The sequence below is a fragment of the Pseudomonas sp. UBA5666 genome, assembly GCF_002420785.1.
Lineage (GTDB): Bacteria > Pseudomonadota > Gammaproteobacteria > Pseudomonadales > Pseudomonadaceae > Aquipseudomonas > Aquipseudomonas fulva.
Genome location: NZ_DIIQ01000009.1, coordinates 13,388 through 31,706, shown reverse-complemented (window position 1 = coordinate 31,706; position 18,319 = coordinate 13,388). Strand labels below are relative to the sequence as shown.

Below are 18,319 nucleotides of genomic sequence, written 5' to 3'. Positions count from 1 at the left end.
CGCAATGGCCGTACAGGACCTGCTGTCCCAGGATGAGATCGATGCCCTGCTGCACGGCGTCGACGATGGCCTGGTGCAGACTGAAAGTGCATCCGAGCCTGGCAGTATCAAAAGCTATGACCTGACCAGTCAGGACCGTATCGTCCGGGGCCGCATGCCGACCCTGGAGATGATCAACGAGCGATTTGCCCGTTACACCCGCATCAGCATGTTCAACCTGCTGCGCCGCTCGGCCGATGTGGCCGTGGGCGGCGTGCAGGTGATGAAGTTCGGGGAATACGTGCATTCGCTGTACGTGCCCACCAGCCTCAACCTGGTCAAGATCAAGCCGCTGCGCGGCACTTCGCTGTTCATCCTCGACGCCAAGCTGGTGTTCAAGCTGGTGGACAATTTCTTCGGCGGGGACGGCCGACACGCCAAGATCGAAGGCCGCGAATTCACCCCGACCGAGTTGCGCGTGGTACGCATGGTGCTGGACCAGTGCTTCATCGACCTCAAGGAAGCCTGGCAGGCGATCATGGAGGTGAACTTCGAGTACATGAACTCCGAGGTCAACCCGGCCATGGCCAACATCGTCGGCCCCAGCGAGGCGGTCGTGGTGTCCACGTTCCATATCGAGCTCGACGGCGGCGGGGGCGACCTGCACGTGACCATGCCGTATTCGATGATCGAGCCGGTGCGTGAAATGCTCGATGCCGGGTTCCAGTCCGATCTGGACGACCAGGACGAGCGCTGGGTCAAGGCGCTGCGTGAGGACGTGCTTGATGTCGCCGTGCCGGTAACGGCCACGGTAGCCAGGCGTCAGCTCAAATTGCGGGACATCCTGCACATGCAGCCCGGGGACGTCATCCCAGTCGAGCTGCCCGAGCACCTTGTGCTGCGCGCCAACGGCGTGCCGGCCTTCAAGGCGCGCCTGGGCTCGCACAAGGGCAACCTGGCGCTGCAGATCATCGACCCGATCGAACGCCGCTGACGGCGGCCGCTCCCAACGAATTGAATGCCTGTCGAGGAAATCATGGCTAACGAAAACGAGATCACCTCCCCGGAAGACCAGGCGCTCGCCGATGAGTGGGCTGCTGCGCTGGAAGAAACCGGTGCGGCCGGCCAGGCCGACATCGATGCACTGCTGGGCGATACCAGCCAGAATCAGGGGCCCGGCCGCCTGCCGATGGAGGAGTTCGCCAGCTCGCCCAAGCCCAATGCCAACGTCAGCCTCGAAGGCCCGAACCTGGATGTGATTCTCGACATCCCGGTGAGCATCTCGATGGAAGTAGGTAGTACCGAAATCAACATCCGCAATCTGCTCCAACTCAACCAGGGTTCGGTGATTGAGCTCGACCGCCTGGCAGGCGAGCCCTTGGATGTGCTGGTCAATGGCACGCTGATCGCCCATGGCGAAGTGGTAGTGGTCAACGAGAAGTTCGGCATCCGCCTGACGGACGTGATCAGCCCCAGTGAACGCATCAAGAAGCTGCGTTGATGAAGGCCAGGGTGCGCGTCATCGCGGCGGTTGCCGCGGCACTGGCCAGCCAGGTGTGTCTGGCCGCCGCTACGCCTGCGGCGACGCCGGTCAACCCTCCAGGGAGCCTGGGCGGGCAACTGGCGCAAATGGTCTTTGGCCTGTTGCTGGTGGTCGGGCTGATCTTTCTGCTCGCCTGGCTGCTGCGCCGAATGCAAGGTTCGGCGGTCAAGGGCGGGCACGTGATCGACATCATCGGCAGCCGCGCCATCGGCCCGCGTGATCGGCTGCTGCTGGTGCAGGTGGGCAAGGAGCAGATCCTCATCGGTCATACACCTGGCAACATCGAAGCGTTGCACGTGCTGGCCGAGCCAGTGGATGTACCCCAGGGTGCCCGCCAGGTGACGCCTGAGTTCGCCCAGCGGCTGATGGAACTGATGGGCAAGGACCCTAAGGACAAGACCCGATGAGCGCAGCGCTGCGACTGTTGTTCACCTTGGCGCTGCTGTTGGCGGCGCCGTTGGCACTGGCGGCCGACCCGCTGTCAATCCCGGCCATCACCCTGTCCAACGGTACCGATGGGCAGCAGGAGTACTCGGTCAGCCTGCAGATCCTGTTGATCATGACGGCGCTGAGCTTCATTCCAGCGTTCGTCATCCTGATGACCAGCTTCACCCGGATCATCATCGTCTTTTCCATCCTGCGCCAGGCGCTGGGGCTGCAACAGACGCCTTCGAACCAGATACTGACCGGCATGGCGCTGTTCCTGACCCTGTTCATCATGGCGCCGGTGTTCGACCGCATCAACCAGACGGCCCTGCAGCCTTACCTGAACGAGCAGTTGACCGCCCAACAGGCCATTGACCGAGCGCAGGGCCCGCTCAAGGACTTCATGCTGGCCCAGACCCGGCAGAGCGATCTGGACTTGTTCATGCGCCTGTCCAAGCGCACCGACATCGCCAGCCCCGATCAGGTGCCGTTGAGTATCCTGGTGCCGTCCTTCGTCACCTCGGAACTCAAGACGGCCTTCCAGATCGGCTTCATGATCTTCATTCCGTTTCTGATCATCGACATGGTGGTGGCCAGCGTGCTCATGGCCATGGGCATGATGATGCTGTCGCCGCTGATCATCTCCTTGCCATTCAAGATCATGCTGTTCGTGCTGGTCGATGGCTGGGCCCTGATCATGGGCACGCTGGCCAGCAGTTTCGGTGGTGTGTGACTTTGCCTGGGAGGGCCGTGCATGACGCCTGAAGTAGCCGTCGACCTGTTCCGCGACGCCTTGTGGCTGACCACGTTGATGGTTGCCGTTCTGGTGGTTCCCAGCCTGCTGGTGGGTTTGATCGTGGCCATGTTCCAGGCCGCCACCCAGATCAATGAGCAGACCTTGAGCTTTCTGCCGCGCCTGCTGGTGATGTTGATCACACTGATCGTGGCCGGGCCGTGGTTGGTGCAGAAGTTCATGGAGTACATCACGACCCTGTACACCAACATCCCCCAGCTCATCGGTTGATGCGCGAATGCTTGAGCTGACCGACACGCAAATCGGCACCTGGGTGGCCACCTTCATCCTGCCGCTGTTCAGGGTGACGGCGGTGCTGATGACCATGCCCATCTTCGGCACGCGCATGTTGCCGGCGCGGGTGCGCTTGTACGTTGCCGTGGCGATTACCGTGGTCATCGTGCCGGCGCTCCCGCCCCTGCCGCCGTTCGATCCGTTGAGCCTCAAAGGGGCGCTGCTGTGCGCCGAGCAGATCATCGTCGGTACCATGTTCGGCTTGGGGTTGCAGTTGCTTTTCCAGGCCTTCGTGATCGCCGGGCAGATCGTGGCAGTACAGATGGGGATGGCCTTTGCATCTATGGTCGATCCTGGCAACGGGGTCAACGTCACTGTGATCAGTCAATTCATGACCATGCTGGTGAGCGTGCTGTTTCTGCTGATGAACGGTCACTTGGTGGTATTCGAGGTGTTGACCGAGAGCTTCACCACGCTACCGGTTGGCAATGCCCTGGTGGTCACGCATTTTTGGGAGTTGGTCGGGCGCATGGCGTGGGTGTTCGGCGCTGGGCTGATATTGATCCTGCCGGTGATCGCAGCGCTGCTGGTCGTCAACGTCGCCTTTGGCGTGATGACCCGTGCGGCCCCGCAACTGAATATTTTTTCCATTGGTTTCCCACTGACCTTGGTCATGGGCATGCTCATTTTCTGGATCGGCCTTGCCGATATACTGTCTCATTACCAGGCATTGGCCAGCGAAACGTTGCTGTGGCTGCGGGATTTGGCGAGGGCCGGTTGAATGGCAGAAAGCGAGAGCGGTCAGGACAAGACAGAGGAACCCACCGAAAAGCGCAAGCGCGACGCACGGGAAAAAGGCGAAATCGCGCGTTCCAAGGAGCTCAACACGGTGGCGGTCACCCTGGCAGGTGCCGGGGGCATATTGGCTTTTGGCGGGTATCTGGCCGAGACTCTGCTGGAAATGATGCGCATGAACTTCAGCCTGACCCGAGAGATCATCGTCGATGAGCGATCCATGGGGGCGTTCTTGCTCACGTCCGGCAAAATGGCCATCTGGGCCGTGCAGCCGATTCTGATCCTGCTATTCGTGATTTCCTTCGTTGCGCCGATCGTACTGGGTGGGTTCGTATTCTCCGGCAGCTTGCTGCAACCCAAATTCAGCCGCATGAACCCACTTTCGGGCATCAAGCGCATGTTCTCCATGAATGCCTTGACCGAATTGCTCAAGGCGCTGGCCAAGTTCTTCGTGATCCTGGTAGTGGCGGTGGCGGTGCTGGCCAGCGACCGTCAAGCTCTGCTGTCGATCGCCAACGAGCCGCTGGAGCAGGCAATCATCCACAGCCTGCAGGTGGTAGGGTGGAGCGCACTCTGGATGTCGGCCGGGCTGTTGCTGATCGCGGCCGCCGACGCCCCGTTCCAGCTGTGGCAGACGCACAAGAAAATGAAGATGACCAAGCAGGAAGTGCGCGACGAGTACAAGGACAGCGAGGGCAAGCCGGAGGTCAAGCAGCGTATCCGCCAGTTGCAACGCGAGGTGTCGCAACGGCGAATGATGGCGGCTGTGCCCCAGGCCGATGTGATCATCACCAACCCGACCCATTACGCCGTCGCGCTGCAGTACGATCCGGAAAACGGGAATTCGGCCCCCTTGCTGCTGGCCAAGGGCAGCGACTTCATGGCCTTGAAGATTCGCGAGATCGGCGCTGAGCACAAGATCCAGATTCTCGAATCCGCCGCCTTGGCTCGGGCGATCTACTACTCCACCGAGGTGGAGCATGAAATTCCTGCCGGCCTGTACTTGGCGGTGGCTCAGGTGTTGGCGTATGTCTTCCAGATCCGTCAGTACCACGCAGGCAAGGGTAAGCGGCCAGATCCGCTGAAGACCGACTTGCCCATTCCGCCCGATCTGCGACGCGACAGTTGACCTTGCGCCGGGGATGGCTGAAATGGCCGCCATAGGGCCAGCACAGGCAATATAAATTCTCCACCCGACAAAGTTGGAAAGCTTCTTGCAATGGCAGCGCCAGTCGCCTGACAGGCGTCAAAGTTTTGCAAGAAGAGGACTCGCGGTGGATCGCACTCAGTTAATCAGCAACGCTCGCCATAACCTGGCCGGTCTCGGGCGGGGCAACCTCGGCGTGCCGCTGTTGCTGTTGGTGATGCTGGCAATGATGATGTTGCCAATACCACCGTTTTTGCTCGACGTGTTCTTCACCTTCAACATCGCCTTGTCCATCGTGGTGCTGCTGGTCAGCGTGTACGCGCTGCGCCCGCTGGACTTCGCCGCTTTCCCCACCATCCTGCTGGTGGCGACCCTGCTGCGACTGGCCCTGAACGTGGCTTCCACCCGCGTGGTCATGCTGCACGGCCAGGAAGGGCACGGCGCCGCGGGCATGGTGATCCAGGCCTTCGGCGATGTGGTCATCGGCGGCAACTACGTGGTCGGTGCGGTGGTCTTCGCCATCCTCATGATCATCAACTTCGTGGTAGTGACCAAGGGTGCGGGGCGTATCTCGGAGGTCAGCGCACGCTTCACCCTGGATGCGATGCCGGGCAAGCAGATGGCCATCGACGCCGACCTGAACGCCGGCCTGATCGACCAGGCGCAGGCCAAGGCGCGCCGCAGCGAAGTCGCCCAGGAGGCTGAGTTCTACGGTTCGATGGACGGTGCCAGCAAGTTCGTGCGCGGTGACGCCATCGCTGGCCTGCTGATCCTGTTCATCAACCTGATCGGTGGCATGCTGATCGGCATGTTGCAGCATGGCATGAGCTTCGGTGATGCCGGCAAGGTGTATGCCCTGCTGACCATCGGTGACGGCCTAGTGGCGCAGCTGCCTTCGCTGCTGCTCTCCACCGCCGCAGCCATCATGGTCACCCGTGCCTCGGGCTCGGAGGACATGGGCAAGCTGATCAACCGCCAGATGTTCGACTCGCCCCGGGCCCTGGCTGTGTCCGGCGCCATCATGATCGTCATGGGCCTTGTGCCGGGCATGCCGCACCTGGCGTTCCTGAGCCTGGGCCTGATGGCGGGCGGCGGTGCCTACCTGGTGTGGAAAAAACAGCATAAGACCAAGGTGCTGGCCCAGCAGGAAGCACAGCGCCAGCAAGAGCTGCTGCCGTCCCCGCAGAGGGCGGCCGAAACCAAGGAGCTGGGCTGGGACGACGTCACCCCGATCGACATGATCGGCCTCGAGGTGGGTTATCGCTTGATTCCGTTGGTCGACCGCAACCAGGGCGGGCAGCTGCTGGCGCGGATCAAGGGGGTGCGCAAGAAGCTGTCTCAGGACTTGGGCTTTCTCATGCCTACCGTGCACATCCGCGACAACCTGGACCTGCAACCCAGTGCCTATCGCCTGACGTTGATGGGGGTAATTCTGGCCGAAGCAGAGATCTACCCGGACCGCGAGCTTGCCATCAACCCAGGGCAGGTGTTCGGCAGCCTCAACGGCATTGCGGCTCGCGATCCTGCTTTTGGCCTGGAGGCGGTGTGGATCGACGTCGGTCAGCGCTCCCAGGCTCAGTCGCTTGGCTACACCGTCGTAGACGCCAGCACGGTGGTGGCCACTCACCTCAACCAGATATTGCAGAAGCATTGCCACGAGCTGATCGGTCACGAAGAAGTGCAGCAACTGTTGCAAGTCTTGTCCAAGGCGTCGCCCAAGCTGGCGGAAGAGTTGGTGCCGGGTGTCATTTCGCTGTCTGGTCTTCTCAAAGTCCTACAGGCTTTGTTGTCAGAACAGGTGCCAGTGCGCGATATTCGTAGCATTGCCGAATCCATCGCCAACAACGCGGCAAAGAGTCAAGATACCGCCGCTTTGGTCGCGGCCGTGCGCGTCGGATTGTGTCGCGCCATCGTGCAAAGCATTGTTGGCGTTGAGTCCGAGCTGCCTGTGATCACTTTGGAGCCCAGGTTGGAACAGATCTTGCTCAATAGTCTGCAGAGGGCCGGGCAAGGTCAGGAAGACGGAGTGCTTCTTGAGCCGAGCATGGCCGAAAAGCTACAGCGTTCGCTGATCGAAGCCGCACAGCGTCAGGAGATGCAAGGCCAGCCGGCCATCCTCCTGGTTGCTGGCCCGATCCGCGCCATGCTGTCGCGTTTCGGTCGGCTGGCCGTACCGAATTTGCATGTGCTGGCGTATCAGGAAATACCGGACAACAAGCAAGTCACCATCGTTGCCACCGTGGGCCCTAATGGCTGAGGTAGTGGATAATGCAAGTTAAGCGATTCTTCGCCGCTGATATGCGTCAGGCCATGAAGCTGGTGCGCGATGAGCTGGGCGCTGATGCGGCCATCATCGGCAATCGCCGTATCGCAGGCGGGGTCGAACTGACCGCCGCGCTGGACTACAAGCTGTCCGCCCTGGCACCTCGGGTACCGAACGTCGAACTCGAAGAAGAGCTTCGCAAGACGCACACGCGCATCGCCACGGCCAAGGCCGAGCTCGATCAGCGCCCGGACAGCAGCGACAGCAATCGCCAACTGTTCGCCGGTCAATCGCTCACGGCGGCCGAGCCCTTGGTCGAGCCGCATGTCGATACCCCGCAGCCGGCCGCCACCGCAAGCAGCCAGGCCTCGGTGGACCCGCGCCTGTTCGATGCCATGCGCTCGGAGCTGACCGGCTTGCGCGAACTGCTGGAAGTGCAGCTGGGGTCGCTGGCCTGGACCCAGCTGCAAGGTAGCAAGCCGCAGCAGGCCACGTTGTGGCGCCGGCTGCAGCGCATCGGCCTGTCTGGCCCCATTGCCCGCGAATTGCTCGAGCTGACCAAGGACATCGAGGAGCCTCGCCACGCCTGGCGTATGCTGCTGGCGCACCTGGCGCGCATGATCCGTACGCCTGACGTCGAACCGATCGAGGACGGCGGCGTGATTGCCGTCGTCGGCCCAGCCGGCATGGGCAAGACCACCACCCTGGCCAAGCTCGCGGCGCGTTATGTGCTCAAGTACGGCGCCCACAACCTGGCGCTGGTGAGCATGGACAGTTTTCGCATCGGCGCCCAGGAACAGCTCAAGACCCTGGGCCGGATCCTGAATGTGCCGGTCACCTATGTCGACCCCGGTCAGTCGTTGGCGGCGGCGCTCGAGCCGCTGCTGCGCAAACGCGTGGTGCTGATCGATACGGCCGGCCTGCAAGCCAGCGACCCGGCCTTGCGCATGCAGCTCGATACCCTGGCCGGTCGCGGTATCGCTGCGAAGAATTACCTGGTCCTGGCCACCACCAGCCAGAAGCAGGTGCTGACCGCGGCCTACCACAGCTACAAGCGCTGCGGGCTGGCCGGCTGCATCCTGACCAAACTCGACGAGTCGGCAAGCCTGGGCGATGTCCTGAGCCTTGCCATCAGTTTCCGACTGCCCGTGGCCTACCTTACCGATGGGCCGCGTATCCCGGACGATCTGCACTTGCCCCGTGGGCACCAGCTGGTCACCCGCGCGGTCAATGTGCAGCAGCAGGACGAGCCCAGCGAGGAGGCCATGGCCGACATGTTCGCTGATCTCTACCACAACCCACGGCGAGCGGGTTGAAAATGAAATGTGTGCAAGGTAGCTATGCCAAGGGGTACGCAGCATTGCCCTTCGTGTGGCATGAGTCCCAGCGAGACAAGGTAAAGAACAGACATGGGTAGCATGCATCCCGTACAGGTGATCGCCGTGACCGGTGGCAAAGGTGGCGTCGGCAAGACAAATGTTTCAGTGAACCTGTCTCTGGCGTTGGCCGAGCTGGGCCGCAGGGTCATGCTGCTCGACGCCGACCTTGGCCTGGCCAATGTCGATGTGTTGCTGGGCCTTGCGCCCAAGCGCACGCTGGCCGATGTCATCGAGGGGCGTTGCGAACTGCGCGATGTGATGCTGCAGGGCCCGGGCGGTGTGCGCATCGTCCCGGCCGCTTCGGGCACCCAGAGCATGGTACACCTTGCGCCTGCCCAGCATGCGGGTCTGATCCAGGCGTTCAGCGAAGTCGGCGACAACCTCGATGTGCTGGTGATTGATACTGCGGCCGGCATCGGCGATTCGGTGGTCAGCTTCGTGCGCGCGGCTCAGGAAGTGCTGCTGGTGGTGTGCGATGAGCCGACCTCGATCACCGATGCCTACGCGCTGATCAAGCTGCTCAACCGCGATTACGGCATGAATCGCTTCCGGGTGCTGGCCAATATGGCCCAGAGCCCTCAGGAAGGGCGCAACCTGTTTGCCAAGCTGACCAAGGTCACCGACCGCTTCCTGGATGTGGCGCTTCAGTACGTGGGCGCCGTGCCTTACGACGAATGCGTGCGCAAGGCGGTGCAGAAACAGCGTGCCGTGTACGAGGCGTTCCCGCGCTCCAAATGCGCCTTGGCCTTCAAGGCCATTGCGCAGAAGGTCGACAGCTGGCCGCTGCCTGCCAACCCCCGTGGCCACCTGGAGTTCTTCGTCGAACGCCTGGTGCAGCCGACCAGTGCAGGTTCGATGTCATGAGCGCCAGCGGCTTCAAGATGTACAGCCGCGCCTCGAAGGACGCGCAATATGAGCTGATCGAGCGCTATGCCCCGCTGGTCAAGCGCATCGCCTATCACCTGCTTGCGCGACTGCCTGCCAACGTGCAGGTCGAGGACCTGATCCAGGCGGGCATGATCGGTCTGCTCGAGGTCGCCAACAAGTATGACGCCAGCAAGGGCGCCAGCTTCGAGACCTATGCCGGCATCCGCATTCGCGGCGCCATGCTCGACGAGGTGCGCAAAGGCGACTGGGCGCCGCGTTCGGTGCACCGCAACACCCGCATGGTCAGCGACGCCATGCGCGCGGTAGAAGCCAAAACCGGCCGCGACGCTAAAGATCATGAAGTTGCTGCCGAACTCAAGTTGAGCCTCGATGATTATTACGGGATTCTCAACGACACACTGGGCAGCCGCCTGTTCAGCTTCGACGACTTGTTGCAGGACGGCGAGCACGAAGGCTTGCATGAGGACGGCGTTAGCGGCCAGGCCGAGCCTGCCCGTGGGTTGGAGGAAGAGCGGTTCCAGGTCGCGTTGACCGAGGCCATCGCCAACCTGCCGGAGCGTGAGCGCCTGGTGCTGGCGCTGTACTACGACGAGGAACTGAACCTGAAGGAGATCGGTGAGGTCTTGGGGGTCAGCGAGTCGCGGGTCAGCCAGTTGCACAGCCAATGCGCCGCGCGCCTGCGCAGCCGCCTGGGGGAATGGCGGGCCCGTTGAGCCCGCCGCCGTCGTTGCCGTTTTCCACGTTGTACCGAATCGATTGAGTGCGCGCTCGGGGCCGAGCGCGTTTGAGACTGCTTGGAGGTCTAATTGGACAAAAACATGAAAATCCTCATCGTCGACGACTTTTCGACGATGCGGCGCATCATCAAGAACCTGCTGCGTGACCTGGGCTTCACCAACACCAGCGAAGCCGATGACGGCATGACGGCGCTGCCCATGCTCGAAAATGGCCATTACGATTTTCTGGTAACTGACTGGAACATGCCGGGCATGTCCGGTATCGACCTGCTGCGCAAAGTGCGCGCCAGCGACAAGCTCAAGAGCTTGCCGGTGTTGATGGTGACCGCGGAAGCCAAGCGCGACCAGATCATCGAGGCCGCCCAGGCAGGCGTGAATGGCTATGTGGTCAAGCCGTTCACCGCCCAGGTGCTCAAAGAAAAGATCGAGAAGATCTTCGAACGCGTCAACGGCTGAGTCACGTCAGGGGGCGCGCCATGAGTTCATCACACACGTCATTGGGCGAGTTCGAATCGACCCTTAAAAAGCATGCCCAGGAGTTGGTCGAAAGCCTGGAGCGCGGACGGTTCGGCGAGGCGGTGCAACTCATTCACGAGTTGAACCAGACCCGCGATCGGGGGCTGTACCAGGAAGTGGGCAAGCTGACCCGCGAACTGCACAGCGCCATCGTCAGTTTCCAGATCGACCCGACCATACCCCAGGCCGAAGAGGTGTCGCAGATTACCGACGCCACCGAACGCCTGTCCTATGTGGTCAAGCTCACTGAAGGGGCGGCAAACCGCACCATGGACCTGGTCGAGGAAAGCACGCCTGTGCTCAACGACCTGGCCAGCGAAGCCAAAGCGCTGAGTGCCGATTGGCAGCGCTTCATGCGCCGGGAAGTGAACGCCACGGAGTTTCGCGACCTGGCCAAGCGCGTCGACGGTTTCTTGGCGCACAGCGCCGAAGGTAACCGCAAGGTGGCTGGCCATCTCAACGACATCCTGCTGGCCCAGGATTACCAGGACCTGACCGGGCAGGTGATCAAGCGCGTCACGGCGTTGGTGACCGAAGTGGAAAGCAACCTGCTGAAACTGGTGATGATGGCCAGCCAGGTCGACCGCTTTGCAGGCATCCAGCATGACCAGGATCAACTGCGCGCAGAAAAAGATCGTGAAAAACATCCGACTCGGGGTGAAGGTCCGCAGATTCATGCCGATAAGCGTGAAGACGTCGTGTCCGGTCAGGACGATGTCGATGATCTGCTATCCAGCCTGGGTTTTTAAGGAGCACCTTTGATGAGCTTCGGCGCCGATGAAGAAATCCTTCAGGATTTCCTGGTAGAAGCCGGTGAAATACTTGAGCAATTGTCCGAGCAGCTGGTCGAGCTTGAAAGCCGCCCTGACGATGCCGACTTGCTCAATGCAATTTTTCGCGGTTTCCACACTGTAAAAGGGGGCGCCGGCTTCCTCCAGCTCAATGAGCTGGTGGAGTGCTGCCATATCGCCGAGAACGTGTTCGACGTGCTGCGCAAAGGTGAGCGCCGGGTCGATGCAGAACTGATGGATGTGGTGCTCGAAGCACTGGATGCCGTCAACGGCATGTTCGCCCAGGTGCGTGAGCGCAGCGAGGTCACACCGGCCACGCCCGAACTGCTGGCAGCCCTGGCGCGTCTGGCAGAGCCCGGCAGCGCCGAAGCGGCCCCGGCACCGGCTGTGCCCGTGCCGGTTGAACCTGCGCCCGTGCAGCAGGCTGCGCAAGCTACCGAAGCTGACATCACCGACAGCGAATTCGAGCAACTGCTCGATTCGCTCGACGCAGTCAAAGCCCAGGCGGCGGCCGAGCAGATGCCTGCCGAGCCGGTCAGCGGCCAGGGTGACGACATCACCGATGCCGAATTCGAGTCGCTGCTCGACCAGTTGCATGGCAAGGGCCAGTTCAGTGCCGAAGTGACGGCCCAGCCGGTGGCTGCCGCTGCCGAGCCGGCCAGCGATGAAATTACCGACGCCGAGTTCGAGTCGCTGCTGGATCAGTTGCATGGTAAAGGCACGTTCCAGGCCGATGCCTTGCCCGCAGCCAAGGCGGCGGCGCCTGTCGAACAAACATCTGCCATCACTGGCGACGACATCAGTGAGCACGAGTTCGAGGCGTTGCTGGACCAGCTGCATGGCAAGGGCAAGTTCAATGGCGACGTGGCTGCCGTCGATGCACCTGCCAGTGTTCAGGCCGCAGCCCCAGCCAGGGCCGAGGCGCCGGCGGTCGCCCGTCCTGCTGGCGCGGCGGCACCGGTTGCAGCGCCCAAGCCTGCCGCGGCCCCGCGGGCGCCAGCGGCGAGTGCCGACAAGCACGCGGTCAGCGAAGCGGAAACGACCGTCAGGGTCGATACCGCGCGCCTGGACGAGATCATGAACATGGTCGGCGAACTGGTGCTGGTGCGTAACCGTCTGGTACGCCTGGGCCTGAACAGCGGCGATGAAGCCATGTCCAAGGCCGTGTCGAACCTCGACGTGGTCACCGCCGACTTGCAGACGGCGGTGATGAAGACGCGCATGCAGCCGATCAAGAAAGTGTTCGGCCGCTTCCCGCGCCTGGTACGTGACCTGGCGCGGCAGTTGAAGAAAGAGATCAACCTTGAACTGGTGGGCGAAGAAACCGACCTGGACAAGAACCTGGTCGAGGCGCTGGCCGACCCGCTGGTGCACTTGGTGCGCAACGCCGTGGACCATGGGGTGGAAATGCCCGATGAGCGCGAGGCCGCGGGCAAGGCGCGCACCGGGCGTGTCGTATTGTCTGCCGAGCAAGAAGGCGACCATATCCTGCTGTCGATTTCCGACGACGGCAAAGGCATGGACCCGAACGTACTGCGTGCCAAGGCCGTGGAAAAGGGCCTGATGGACAAGGACGCCGCCGACCGCCTGAGTGAGTCGGACTGCTACAACCTGATCTTCGCCCCGGGCTTTTCCACCAAGACCGAGATTTCCGACGTCTCCGGGCGGGGCGTGGGCATGGACGTGGTCAAGACCAAGATCTCCCAGCTCAATGGCTCGATCAACATCTACTCGGCCAAGGGGCAGGGCTCGAAGATCGTCATCAAGGTCCCGTTGACCCTGGCGATCATGCCCACCCTGATGGTGATGCTGGGCAACCAGGCGTTCGCCTTCCCGTTGGTCAACGTCAACGAGATCTTCCACCTGGACCTGTCGCGCACCAACGTGGTCGATGGCCAGGAAGTGGTGATCGTGCGGGACAAGGCGTTACCGCTGTTCTACCTCAAGCGCTGGCTGGTCCAGGGCCAGGTGCATGAAGAACAACACGAAGGTCACGTGGTGATCCTGTCGGTCGGCACCCAGCGCATCGGCTTTGTCGTCGATCAACTGGTGGGCCAGGAAGAAGTGGTAATCAAGCCTCTGGGCAAGATGTTGCAAGGCACCCCGGGGATGTCCGGGGCCACCATCACCGGCGACGGTCGCATTGCGCTGATTCTCGACGTCCCGAGCATGCTCAAGCGTTACGCCGCGCGGCGTATTTGATCTCGGTGGCGCCCCCTTGGCCGGGGGCGCCGCCTAACGGAGTGTTTATGGCAGTCAAGGTCCTGGTGGTGGATGATTCCGGTTTCTTCCGCCGCCGCGTCTCGGAAATCCTCTCGGGGGACTCGACGATCCAGGTAGTGGGCACTGCAACCAACGGCAAGGAAGCGATCGACCAGGCGCTTGCGCTCAAGCCCGATGTGATCACCATGGACTACGAGATGCCCATGATGGATGGCATCACGGCGGTGCGGCACATCATGCAAAGGTGCCCGACACCTGTGCTGATGTTCTCATCGCTCACCCATGAAGGCGCTCGGGTCACGCTCGATGCGCTCGATGCCGGGGCGGTGGACTACCTGCCGAAGAATTTCGAAGACATCTCGCGCAACCCCGAGAAGGTCAAGCAGATGCTGTGCGAGAAGGTGCATACCCTGTCGCGAAGCAATCGCCGCATGGCCAGTTACGCCCGCCCGGCGGTCGCGCCCGCTGCTGCCCCTGCGCCGACGCCCACAACAGCCACCAGCGCTGCAGCGCCGGCACCGGTGCGCAGCACCACAGCCCCCGTCAGGCCGGCGGCCGCCCATTCGCCTGCGCCCAAGCGCAAGCCTTACAAGCTCGTTGCTATCGGCACCTCGACCGGGGGACCGGTGGCCTTGCAGCGTGTGCTCACGCAATTGCCAGGCAATTTCCCGGCGCCGATCGTGCTCATCCAGCACATGCCGGCAGCCTTCACCAAGGCCTTTGCAGAGCGCCTGGACAAGCTGTGCCGGATCAGCGTCAAGGAAGCCGAAGATGGCGACATTCTGCGCCCCGGGCTGGCGCTGTTGGCCCCCGGTGGCAAACAGATGATGATCGATGGCCGTGGAACCGTGAAGATTCTGCCCGGTGACGAGCGGCTCAACTACAAGCCCTGCGTGGACATTACCTTTGGCTCGGCAGCCAAGTCCTATGGCGACAAGGTGTTGTCCGTGGTACTGACGGGCATGGGCGCGGACGGCCGGGAAGGGGCGCGCCTGCTCAAGCAGGGTGGCAGCACGGTGTGGGCACAGGATGAAGCCAGCTGCGTGATTTATGGCATGCCCATGGCGATCGTCAAGGCCAACCTAGCCGATGCGGTGTACAGCCTCGACGATATTGGCCGGCACCTGGTGGAGGCGTGCGTCTGATGGACGTGCTCAGCCTGATTGGCCTGATCCTGGCTTTTGTCGCCATCGTGGGCGGTAACTTCCTCGAAGGCGGCCATGTGGGCGCCTTGATCAATGGGCCGGCAGCGCTGATCGTATTGGGCGGTACCCTGGCGGCAGCCTTGCTGCAATCGCCGCTCTCCTCGTTCAAGCGGGCCTTGCAGATCCTGCGCTGGATCCTGTTTCCACCGCGTGTCGATCTGCCGGGTGGGGTCGATCGCGTGGTGAACTGGAGCCTCACGGCGCGCAAGGAAGGCCTGCTCGGGCTGGAAGGGGTAGCCGATGGCGAGCCTGACCCTTACGCGCGCAAGGGCTTGCAGTTGCTGGTCGACGGCGCCGAGCCCGAAGCCATTCGCAGTATCCTCGAAGTGGATTTCCTGACCCAGGAGGGCCGTGACCTGCAGGCTGCCAAAGTCTTCGAGAGCATGGGCGGGTACGCTCCGACCATCGGAATCATCGGCGCGGTGATGGGGCTGATTCACGTCATGGGCAACCTGGCCGACCCGGCGCAACTGGGCAACGGCATCGCCGTTGCCTTCGTGGCGACCATCTACGGGGTCGCCAGCGCCAACCTGATCCTGTTACCCATCGCCAACAAGCTCAAGGCGCTGGTGCTGCGCCAGTCGCGTTACCGGGAAATGCTCCTCGAAGGCCTGCTGTCCATTGCCGAAGGCGAGAACCCGCGCTCGATCGAGCTGAAGCTGCAAGGCTTCATGGAGTAGCCCATGCGTCGTCGCCGTCATGCCGAGGAGCCGGAAAACCACGAACGCTGGCTGGTATCCTACGCCGACTTCATCACCTTGCTGTTCGCCTTTTTCGTGGTGATGTATTCGATTTCCTCGGTCAACGAGGGCAAGTACAAGGTGGTGTCCCAAGCCTTGTTGGGCGTGTTCAACGACCCTGAGCGCAGCATGAGGCCCATTCCCATCGGGGATGAGCGCCCGCTGACCGTGCGACCTGCCCAGCCCTTGGTCAAGGACAGCGAGCAGTCCGACGCTGGCCTGACGGCCGCCAGCAACGACCCGCTCAAGACCATCGCCGATGAAGTGCGCGACGCCTTTGGTGACCTCATCAAGGGTGATCAGATGACGATCCGGGGTAACGAGCTGTGGATCGAGATCGAGCTCAATTCCTCGTTGCTGTTCGGCAGTGGCGATGCCATGCCCAGTGACAATGCATTCGCCATCATCGACAAGGTGGCGGCCATTCTCAAGCCTTTCGCCAACCCGGTTCACGTCGAAGGCTTCACCGATAACCAGCCTATCCGTACGGCGCAATACCCGACCAATTGGGAGCTTTCCTCGGCCCGTGCCGCCAGTATCGTCAGGCTGTTGGCCATGGGCGGCGTGAACCCTGGGCGTATGGCCTCGGTGGGCTACGGCGAGTATCAGCCCGTGACGGGCAATGATACCCCCGAGGGCCGGGCCCGTAACCGGCGCGTGGTACTGGTGATATCCCGCAACCTTGAGGTGCGCCGCAGCCTGACCAGTACCGGTGCTGCCAATGCCACGCCTGATGCTGCACTGCGCCGGGCTGGCACACAAAGTGCACCGGCAAGCTCAGCAGCGGTGGCAGGCCAGTGACTCGTCAATTCTCTGTCGCCCCATTGGCGGATGTCCATGCACGGCGCCTGACCGACAGCCATCCACGCCTTTCATTTTCCAGCAAGGCAGCGGGCACACCACGCGCCCTGCCTCACCCACGGACAGAGTTTGCCTGATGAGAGTCTGGGCAGTAGCCAATCAAAAAGGTGGCGTCGGCAAGACCACCACCACCATCGCCCTGGCTGGCCTTCTGGCCGACGCCGGCAAGCGTGTAATCGTCGTCGATCTTGATCCGCATGGGTCGATGACCAGCTATTTCGGGCATAATCCCGATGCGCTGGAGCACAGCTGCTACGACCTGTTCCTGCACAAGGGCAGCGTTCCGGACGGGCTGCCGGGGCAGTTGCTGTTGCCAACCAGTGACGAGCGCATTTCATTGCTTCCCTCTAGCACTGCCCTTGCTGTGCTGGAGCGTCAATCGCCCGGTCAGAACGGTCTGGGGCTGGTCATCGCCAAGAGTCTGGCGCAGTTGTGGCAAGACTTCGACTTCGCATTGATCGACAGCCCCCCTTTGCTAGGGGTGTTGATGGTCAATGCGCTGGCGGCCAGCCAGCAACTGGTCATCCCGGTGCAGACCGAGTTCCTGGCCGTCAAGGGACTTGAGCGCATGGTCGGCACCCTTGCCATGATCAACCGCTCCCGGCGCCAGGCGCTGCCTTACCAGATCGTGCCGACGTTGTTCGACCGACGTACCCAGGCGTCCCTGGGAACGCTCAAGTTGCTGCGCGATGCCTACGGCGAACAGGTATGGCAGGGCTACATTCCCGTGGACACGCGGCTGCGCGATGCCAGCCGCAAGGGCGTCACGCCGTCGCAATTCGACAACAAGAGCCGAGGGCTGGTGGCCTATCGGGCGCTGCTCAAGCACTTGTTGACCTACAAGCCCGCGGCGCAGGTGGCCTGATGACACAAACACGGCAAGTGAGCAGCAAGCCCCAGTTGGCCCTGCAGTCCTATCTTGACGGTCTGCTCCAGGAAGCCACCGAGCCCTTGGAGACGCCGCCACCGCCAGGCGCGGCAGATGACTTCGCCCTGGCGGTGCGCCAGGAGCAGGCCCGCGATGCGCGTCAGCCTGGCCAGGCCACGCAGGCACAACCGGCGCCGCCCGCACCTGAGCGGCCGTTCGCCGAGCCCAGGCTTGCGGTGTTGCCTAGCGTCATACCTGTGCAGCCGCCCGTGGTGGCGGTGGTGGAACAGGCAGTGGTGGCCGAGGCCAGCATCCCGGTCTTGACTGATACCCCGGCTGTGGAGCCGGCAATGCCCCTGGTGGACGTCCACCTGCCTGCACCGGATGTGCCCGTACCGCCGGCCACCGTCGATGGGCGCCCGGCCTGGGCTGCCGAGCCGTTCGAGTGCCTGCTGTTCGATGTGGCCGGCCTGACCTTGGCCGTGCCGCTGGTGTGCCTGGGCTCGATCTACACCTTGGCCGACCGCGAGCTGACGCCGCTGTTCGGGCAGCCCGAGTGGTTCCTGGGCATCCTCACCTGCCAGGCTGGCAACCTCAAGGTGCTCGACACCGCGCGCTGGGTCATGCCTGACCGCTACCGCGATGATTTCCGCCAGGGCCTGCAATACGTCATTTCTGTCCAGGGCTACGAGTGGGGGCTGGCTGTGCATCAGGTCAGCCGCTCGCTGCGCCTGGACCCGTCCGAGATCAAGTGGCGTAGCCAGCGGGGCCAGCGGCCGTGGCTGGCCGGCACGGTCATTGAACACATGTGTGCACTGCTGGACGTGGCGGAGCTGGCCGAGTTGATCGCCAGCGGCGCCGTCAAGCAGTTGCACGCCAAACAGCACATCACACCGAACACACCGCCAAAGGCGGATTTCAAGGGGTAGGG

19 protein-coding genes are annotated in these 18,319 nt (G+C 62.5%); all 19 read left to right on the top strand.

Features of this window, described 5'->3' with window-relative positions; genetic code table 11:
• Positions 1-4: 4 nt before the first annotated feature.
• The 19 genes from fliM (at position 5) to B2Y33_RS06580 (ending at position 18,317) form a co-directional block, all read left to right on the top strand.
• On the top strand, positions 5-973 hold the full coding sequence (gene fliM / locus B2Y33_RS06670; protein WP_023533965.1) for a flagellar motor switch protein FliM: 969 nt from the start codon (positions 5-7) through the stop codon (positions 971-973).
• A 42-nt stretch (positions 974-1,015) separates the two neighbouring features.
• Complete coding sequence (gene fliN, locus B2Y33_RS06665; protein WP_023533974.1) at positions 1,016-1,480, top strand: flagellar motor switch protein FliN; 465 nt, start codon at positions 1,016-1,018, stop codon at positions 1,478-1,480.
• Positions 1,480-1,929 (top strand): flagellar biosynthetic protein FliO, encoded by a 450-nt coding sequence (fliO, locus tag B2Y33_RS06660; protein ID WP_027915955.1) that lies wholly within the window; start codon positions 1,480-1,482, stop codon positions 1,927-1,929. Before fliN ends, fliO begins: the two co-directional genes overlap by 1 nt.
• Entirely contained in the window at positions 1,926-2,681 is a 756-nt protein-coding gene (gene fliP / locus B2Y33_RS06655; RefSeq protein WP_023533994.1) for a flagellar type III secretion system pore protein FliP, read from the top strand. The genes fliO and fliP overlap by 4 nt, the downstream gene beginning before the upstream one ends.
• Before the next feature lie 21 nt (positions 2,682-2,702).
• A complete protein-coding gene (gene fliQ, locus B2Y33_RS06650; RefSeq protein WP_023533926.1) occupies positions 2,703-2,972 on the top strand; it encodes a flagellar biosynthesis protein FliQ in 270 nt (89 codons plus the stop codon).
• Positions 2,973-2,979: 7 nt separating this feature from the next.
• Positions 2,980-3,756 carry a flagellar biosynthetic protein FliR gene (gene fliR, locus B2Y33_RS06645; protein WP_027915956.1) on the top strand — a complete coding sequence of 259 codons (777 nt, stop codon included), beginning with the start codon at positions 2,980-2,982 and terminating at the stop codon, positions 3,754-3,756.
• Positions 3,757-4,899: a flagellar biosynthesis protein FlhB gene (gene flhB, locus B2Y33_RS06640; RefSeq protein ID WP_027915957.1), complete on the top strand. Its 1,143-nt coding sequence runs from the start codon at positions 3,757-3,759 to the stop codon at positions 4,897-4,899.
• 145 nt (positions 4,900-5,044) lie between these two features.
• Entirely contained in the window at positions 5,045-7,174 is a 2,130-nt protein-coding gene (gene flhA, locus B2Y33_RS06635) for a flagellar biosynthesis protein FlhA (protein ID WP_027915958.1), read from the top strand.
• Between the two features lie 11 nt (positions 7,175-7,185).
• On the top strand, positions 7,186-8,496 hold the full coding sequence (flhF, locus tag B2Y33_RS06630) for a flagellar biosynthesis protein FlhF (RefSeq protein ID WP_201870947.1): 1,311 nt from the start codon (positions 7,186-7,188) through the stop codon (positions 8,494-8,496).
• Positions 8,497-8,589: 93 nt separating this feature from the next.
• Positions 8,590-9,423 (top strand): flagellar synthesis regulator FleN, encoded by an 834-nt coding sequence (gene fleN, locus B2Y33_RS06625; protein WP_023533996.1) that lies wholly within the window; start codon positions 8,590-8,592, stop codon positions 9,421-9,423.
• Positions 9,420-10,160 (top strand): RNA polymerase sigma factor FliA, encoded by a 741-nt coding sequence (gene fliA / locus B2Y33_RS06620; RefSeq protein WP_023533945.1) that lies wholly within the window; start codon positions 9,420-9,422, stop codon positions 10,158-10,160. Before fleN ends, fliA begins: the two co-directional genes overlap by 4 nt.
• Positions 10,161-10,265: 105 nt before the next feature.
• On the top strand, positions 10,266-10,640 hold the full coding sequence (locus tag B2Y33_RS06615) for a chemotaxis response regulator CheY (RefSeq protein ID WP_161780420.1): 375 nt from the start codon (positions 10,266-10,268) through the stop codon (positions 10,638-10,640).
• A gap of 20 nt (positions 10,641-10,660) precedes the next feature.
• Entirely contained in the window at positions 10,661-11,449 is a 789-nt protein-coding gene (locus B2Y33_RS06610) for a protein phosphatase CheZ (protein ID WP_023533920.1), read from the top strand.
• Between the two features lie 12 nt (positions 11,450-11,461).
• Positions 11,462-13,693, top strand: a complete 2,232-nt coding sequence (locus tag B2Y33_RS06605) for a chemotaxis protein CheA (protein WP_028687988.1) — start codon at positions 11,462-11,464, stop codon at positions 13,691-13,693.
• 47 nt (positions 13,694-13,740) lie between these two features.
• Complete coding sequence (locus tag B2Y33_RS06600) at positions 13,741-14,859, top strand: protein-glutamate methylesterase/protein-glutamine glutaminase (protein ID WP_027915962.1); 1,119 nt, start codon at positions 13,741-13,743, stop codon at positions 14,857-14,859.
• Entirely contained in the window at positions 14,859-15,599 is a 741-nt protein-coding gene (locus tag B2Y33_RS06595; RefSeq protein ID WP_027915963.1) for a flagellar motor protein, read from the top strand. The genes B2Y33_RS06600 and B2Y33_RS06595 overlap by 1 nt, the downstream gene beginning before the upstream one ends.
• Before the next feature lie 3 nt (positions 15,600-15,602).
• Positions 15,603-16,460, top strand: a complete 858-nt coding sequence (gene motD, locus B2Y33_RS06590; RefSeq protein WP_028687986.1) for a flagellar motor protein MotD — start codon at positions 15,603-15,605, stop codon at positions 16,458-16,460.
• Between the two features lie 136 nt (positions 16,461-16,596).
• The gene (locus B2Y33_RS06585) at positions 16,597-17,385 is read left to right on the top strand and encodes a ParA family protein (RefSeq protein WP_028687985.1); all 789 of its coding nucleotides are present in this window, start codon (positions 16,597-16,599) and stop codon (positions 17,383-17,385) included.
• On the top strand, positions 17,385-18,317 hold the full coding sequence (locus B2Y33_RS06580; protein ID WP_027915966.1) for a CheW domain-containing protein: 933 nt from the start codon (positions 17,385-17,387) through the stop codon (positions 18,315-18,317). The genes B2Y33_RS06585 and B2Y33_RS06580 overlap by 1 nt, the downstream gene beginning before the upstream one ends.
• Positions 18,318-18,319: the final 2 nt, after the last annotated feature.

Bases quoted from the DNA above. Each gene is read 5' to 3' on its own strand.
- B2Y33_RS06580 (WP_027915966.1), top strand. From the start codon at position 17,385: ATGACACAAACACGGCAAGTGAGCAGCAAGCCCCAGTTGGCCCTGCAG.
- B2Y33_RS06615 (WP_161780420.1), top strand. From the start codon at position 10,266: ATGAAAATCCTCATCGTCGACGACTTTTCGACGATGCGGCGCATCATC.
- flhF (WP_201870947.1), top strand. From the start codon at position 7,186: ATGCAAGTTAAGCGATTCTTCGCCGCTGATATGCGTCAGGCCATGAAG.
- fleN (WP_023533996.1), top strand. From the start codon at position 8,590: ATGGGTAGCATGCATCCCGTACAGGTGATCGCCGTGACCGGTGGCAAA.
- B2Y33_RS06595 (WP_027915963.1), top strand. From the start codon at position 14,859: ATGGACGTGCTCAGCCTGATTGGCCTGATCCTGGCTTTTGTCGCCATC.
- B2Y33_RS06600 (WP_027915962.1), top strand. From the start codon at position 13,741: ATGGCAGTCAAGGTCCTGGTGGTGGATGATTCCGGTTTCTTCCGCCGC.
- motD (WP_028687986.1), top strand. From the start codon at position 15,603: ATGCGTCGTCGCCGTCATGCCGAGGAGCCGGAAAACCACGAACGCTGG.
- fliA (WP_023533945.1), top strand. From the start codon at position 9,420: ATGAGCGCCAGCGGCTTCAAGATGTACAGCCGCGCCTCGAAGGACGCG.
- B2Y33_RS06605 (WP_028687988.1), top strand. From the start codon at position 11,462: ATGAGCTTCGGCGCCGATGAAGAAATCCTTCAGGATTTCCTGGTAGAA.
- flhB (WP_027915957.1), top strand. From the start codon at position 3,757: ATGGCAGAAAGCGAGAGCGGTCAGGACAAGACAGAGGAACCCACCGAA.
- fliR (WP_027915956.1), top strand. From the start codon at position 2,980: ATGCTTGAGCTGACCGACACGCAAATCGGCACCTGGGTGGCCACCTTC.
- fliN (WP_023533974.1), top strand. From the start codon at position 1,016: ATGGCTAACGAAAACGAGATCACCTCCCCGGAAGACCAGGCGCTCGCC.
- fliP (WP_023533994.1), top strand. From the start codon at position 1,926: ATGAGCGCAGCGCTGCGACTGTTGTTCACCTTGGCGCTGCTGTTGGCG.
- fliM (WP_023533965.1), top strand. From the start codon at position 5: ATGGCCGTACAGGACCTGCTGTCCCAGGATGAGATCGATGCCCTGCTG.
- B2Y33_RS06610 (WP_023533920.1), top strand. From the start codon at position 10,661: ATGAGTTCATCACACACGTCATTGGGCGAGTTCGAATCGACCCTTAAA.
- fliQ (WP_023533926.1), top strand. From the start codon at position 2,703: ATGACGCCTGAAGTAGCCGTCGACCTGTTCCGCGACGCCTTGTGGCTG.
- fliO (WP_027915955.1), top strand. From the start codon at position 1,480: ATGAAGGCCAGGGTGCGCGTCATCGCGGCGGTTGCCGCGGCACTGGCC.
- B2Y33_RS06585 (WP_028687985.1), top strand. From the start codon at position 16,597: ATGAGAGTCTGGGCAGTAGCCAATCAAAAAGGTGGCGTCGGCAAGACC.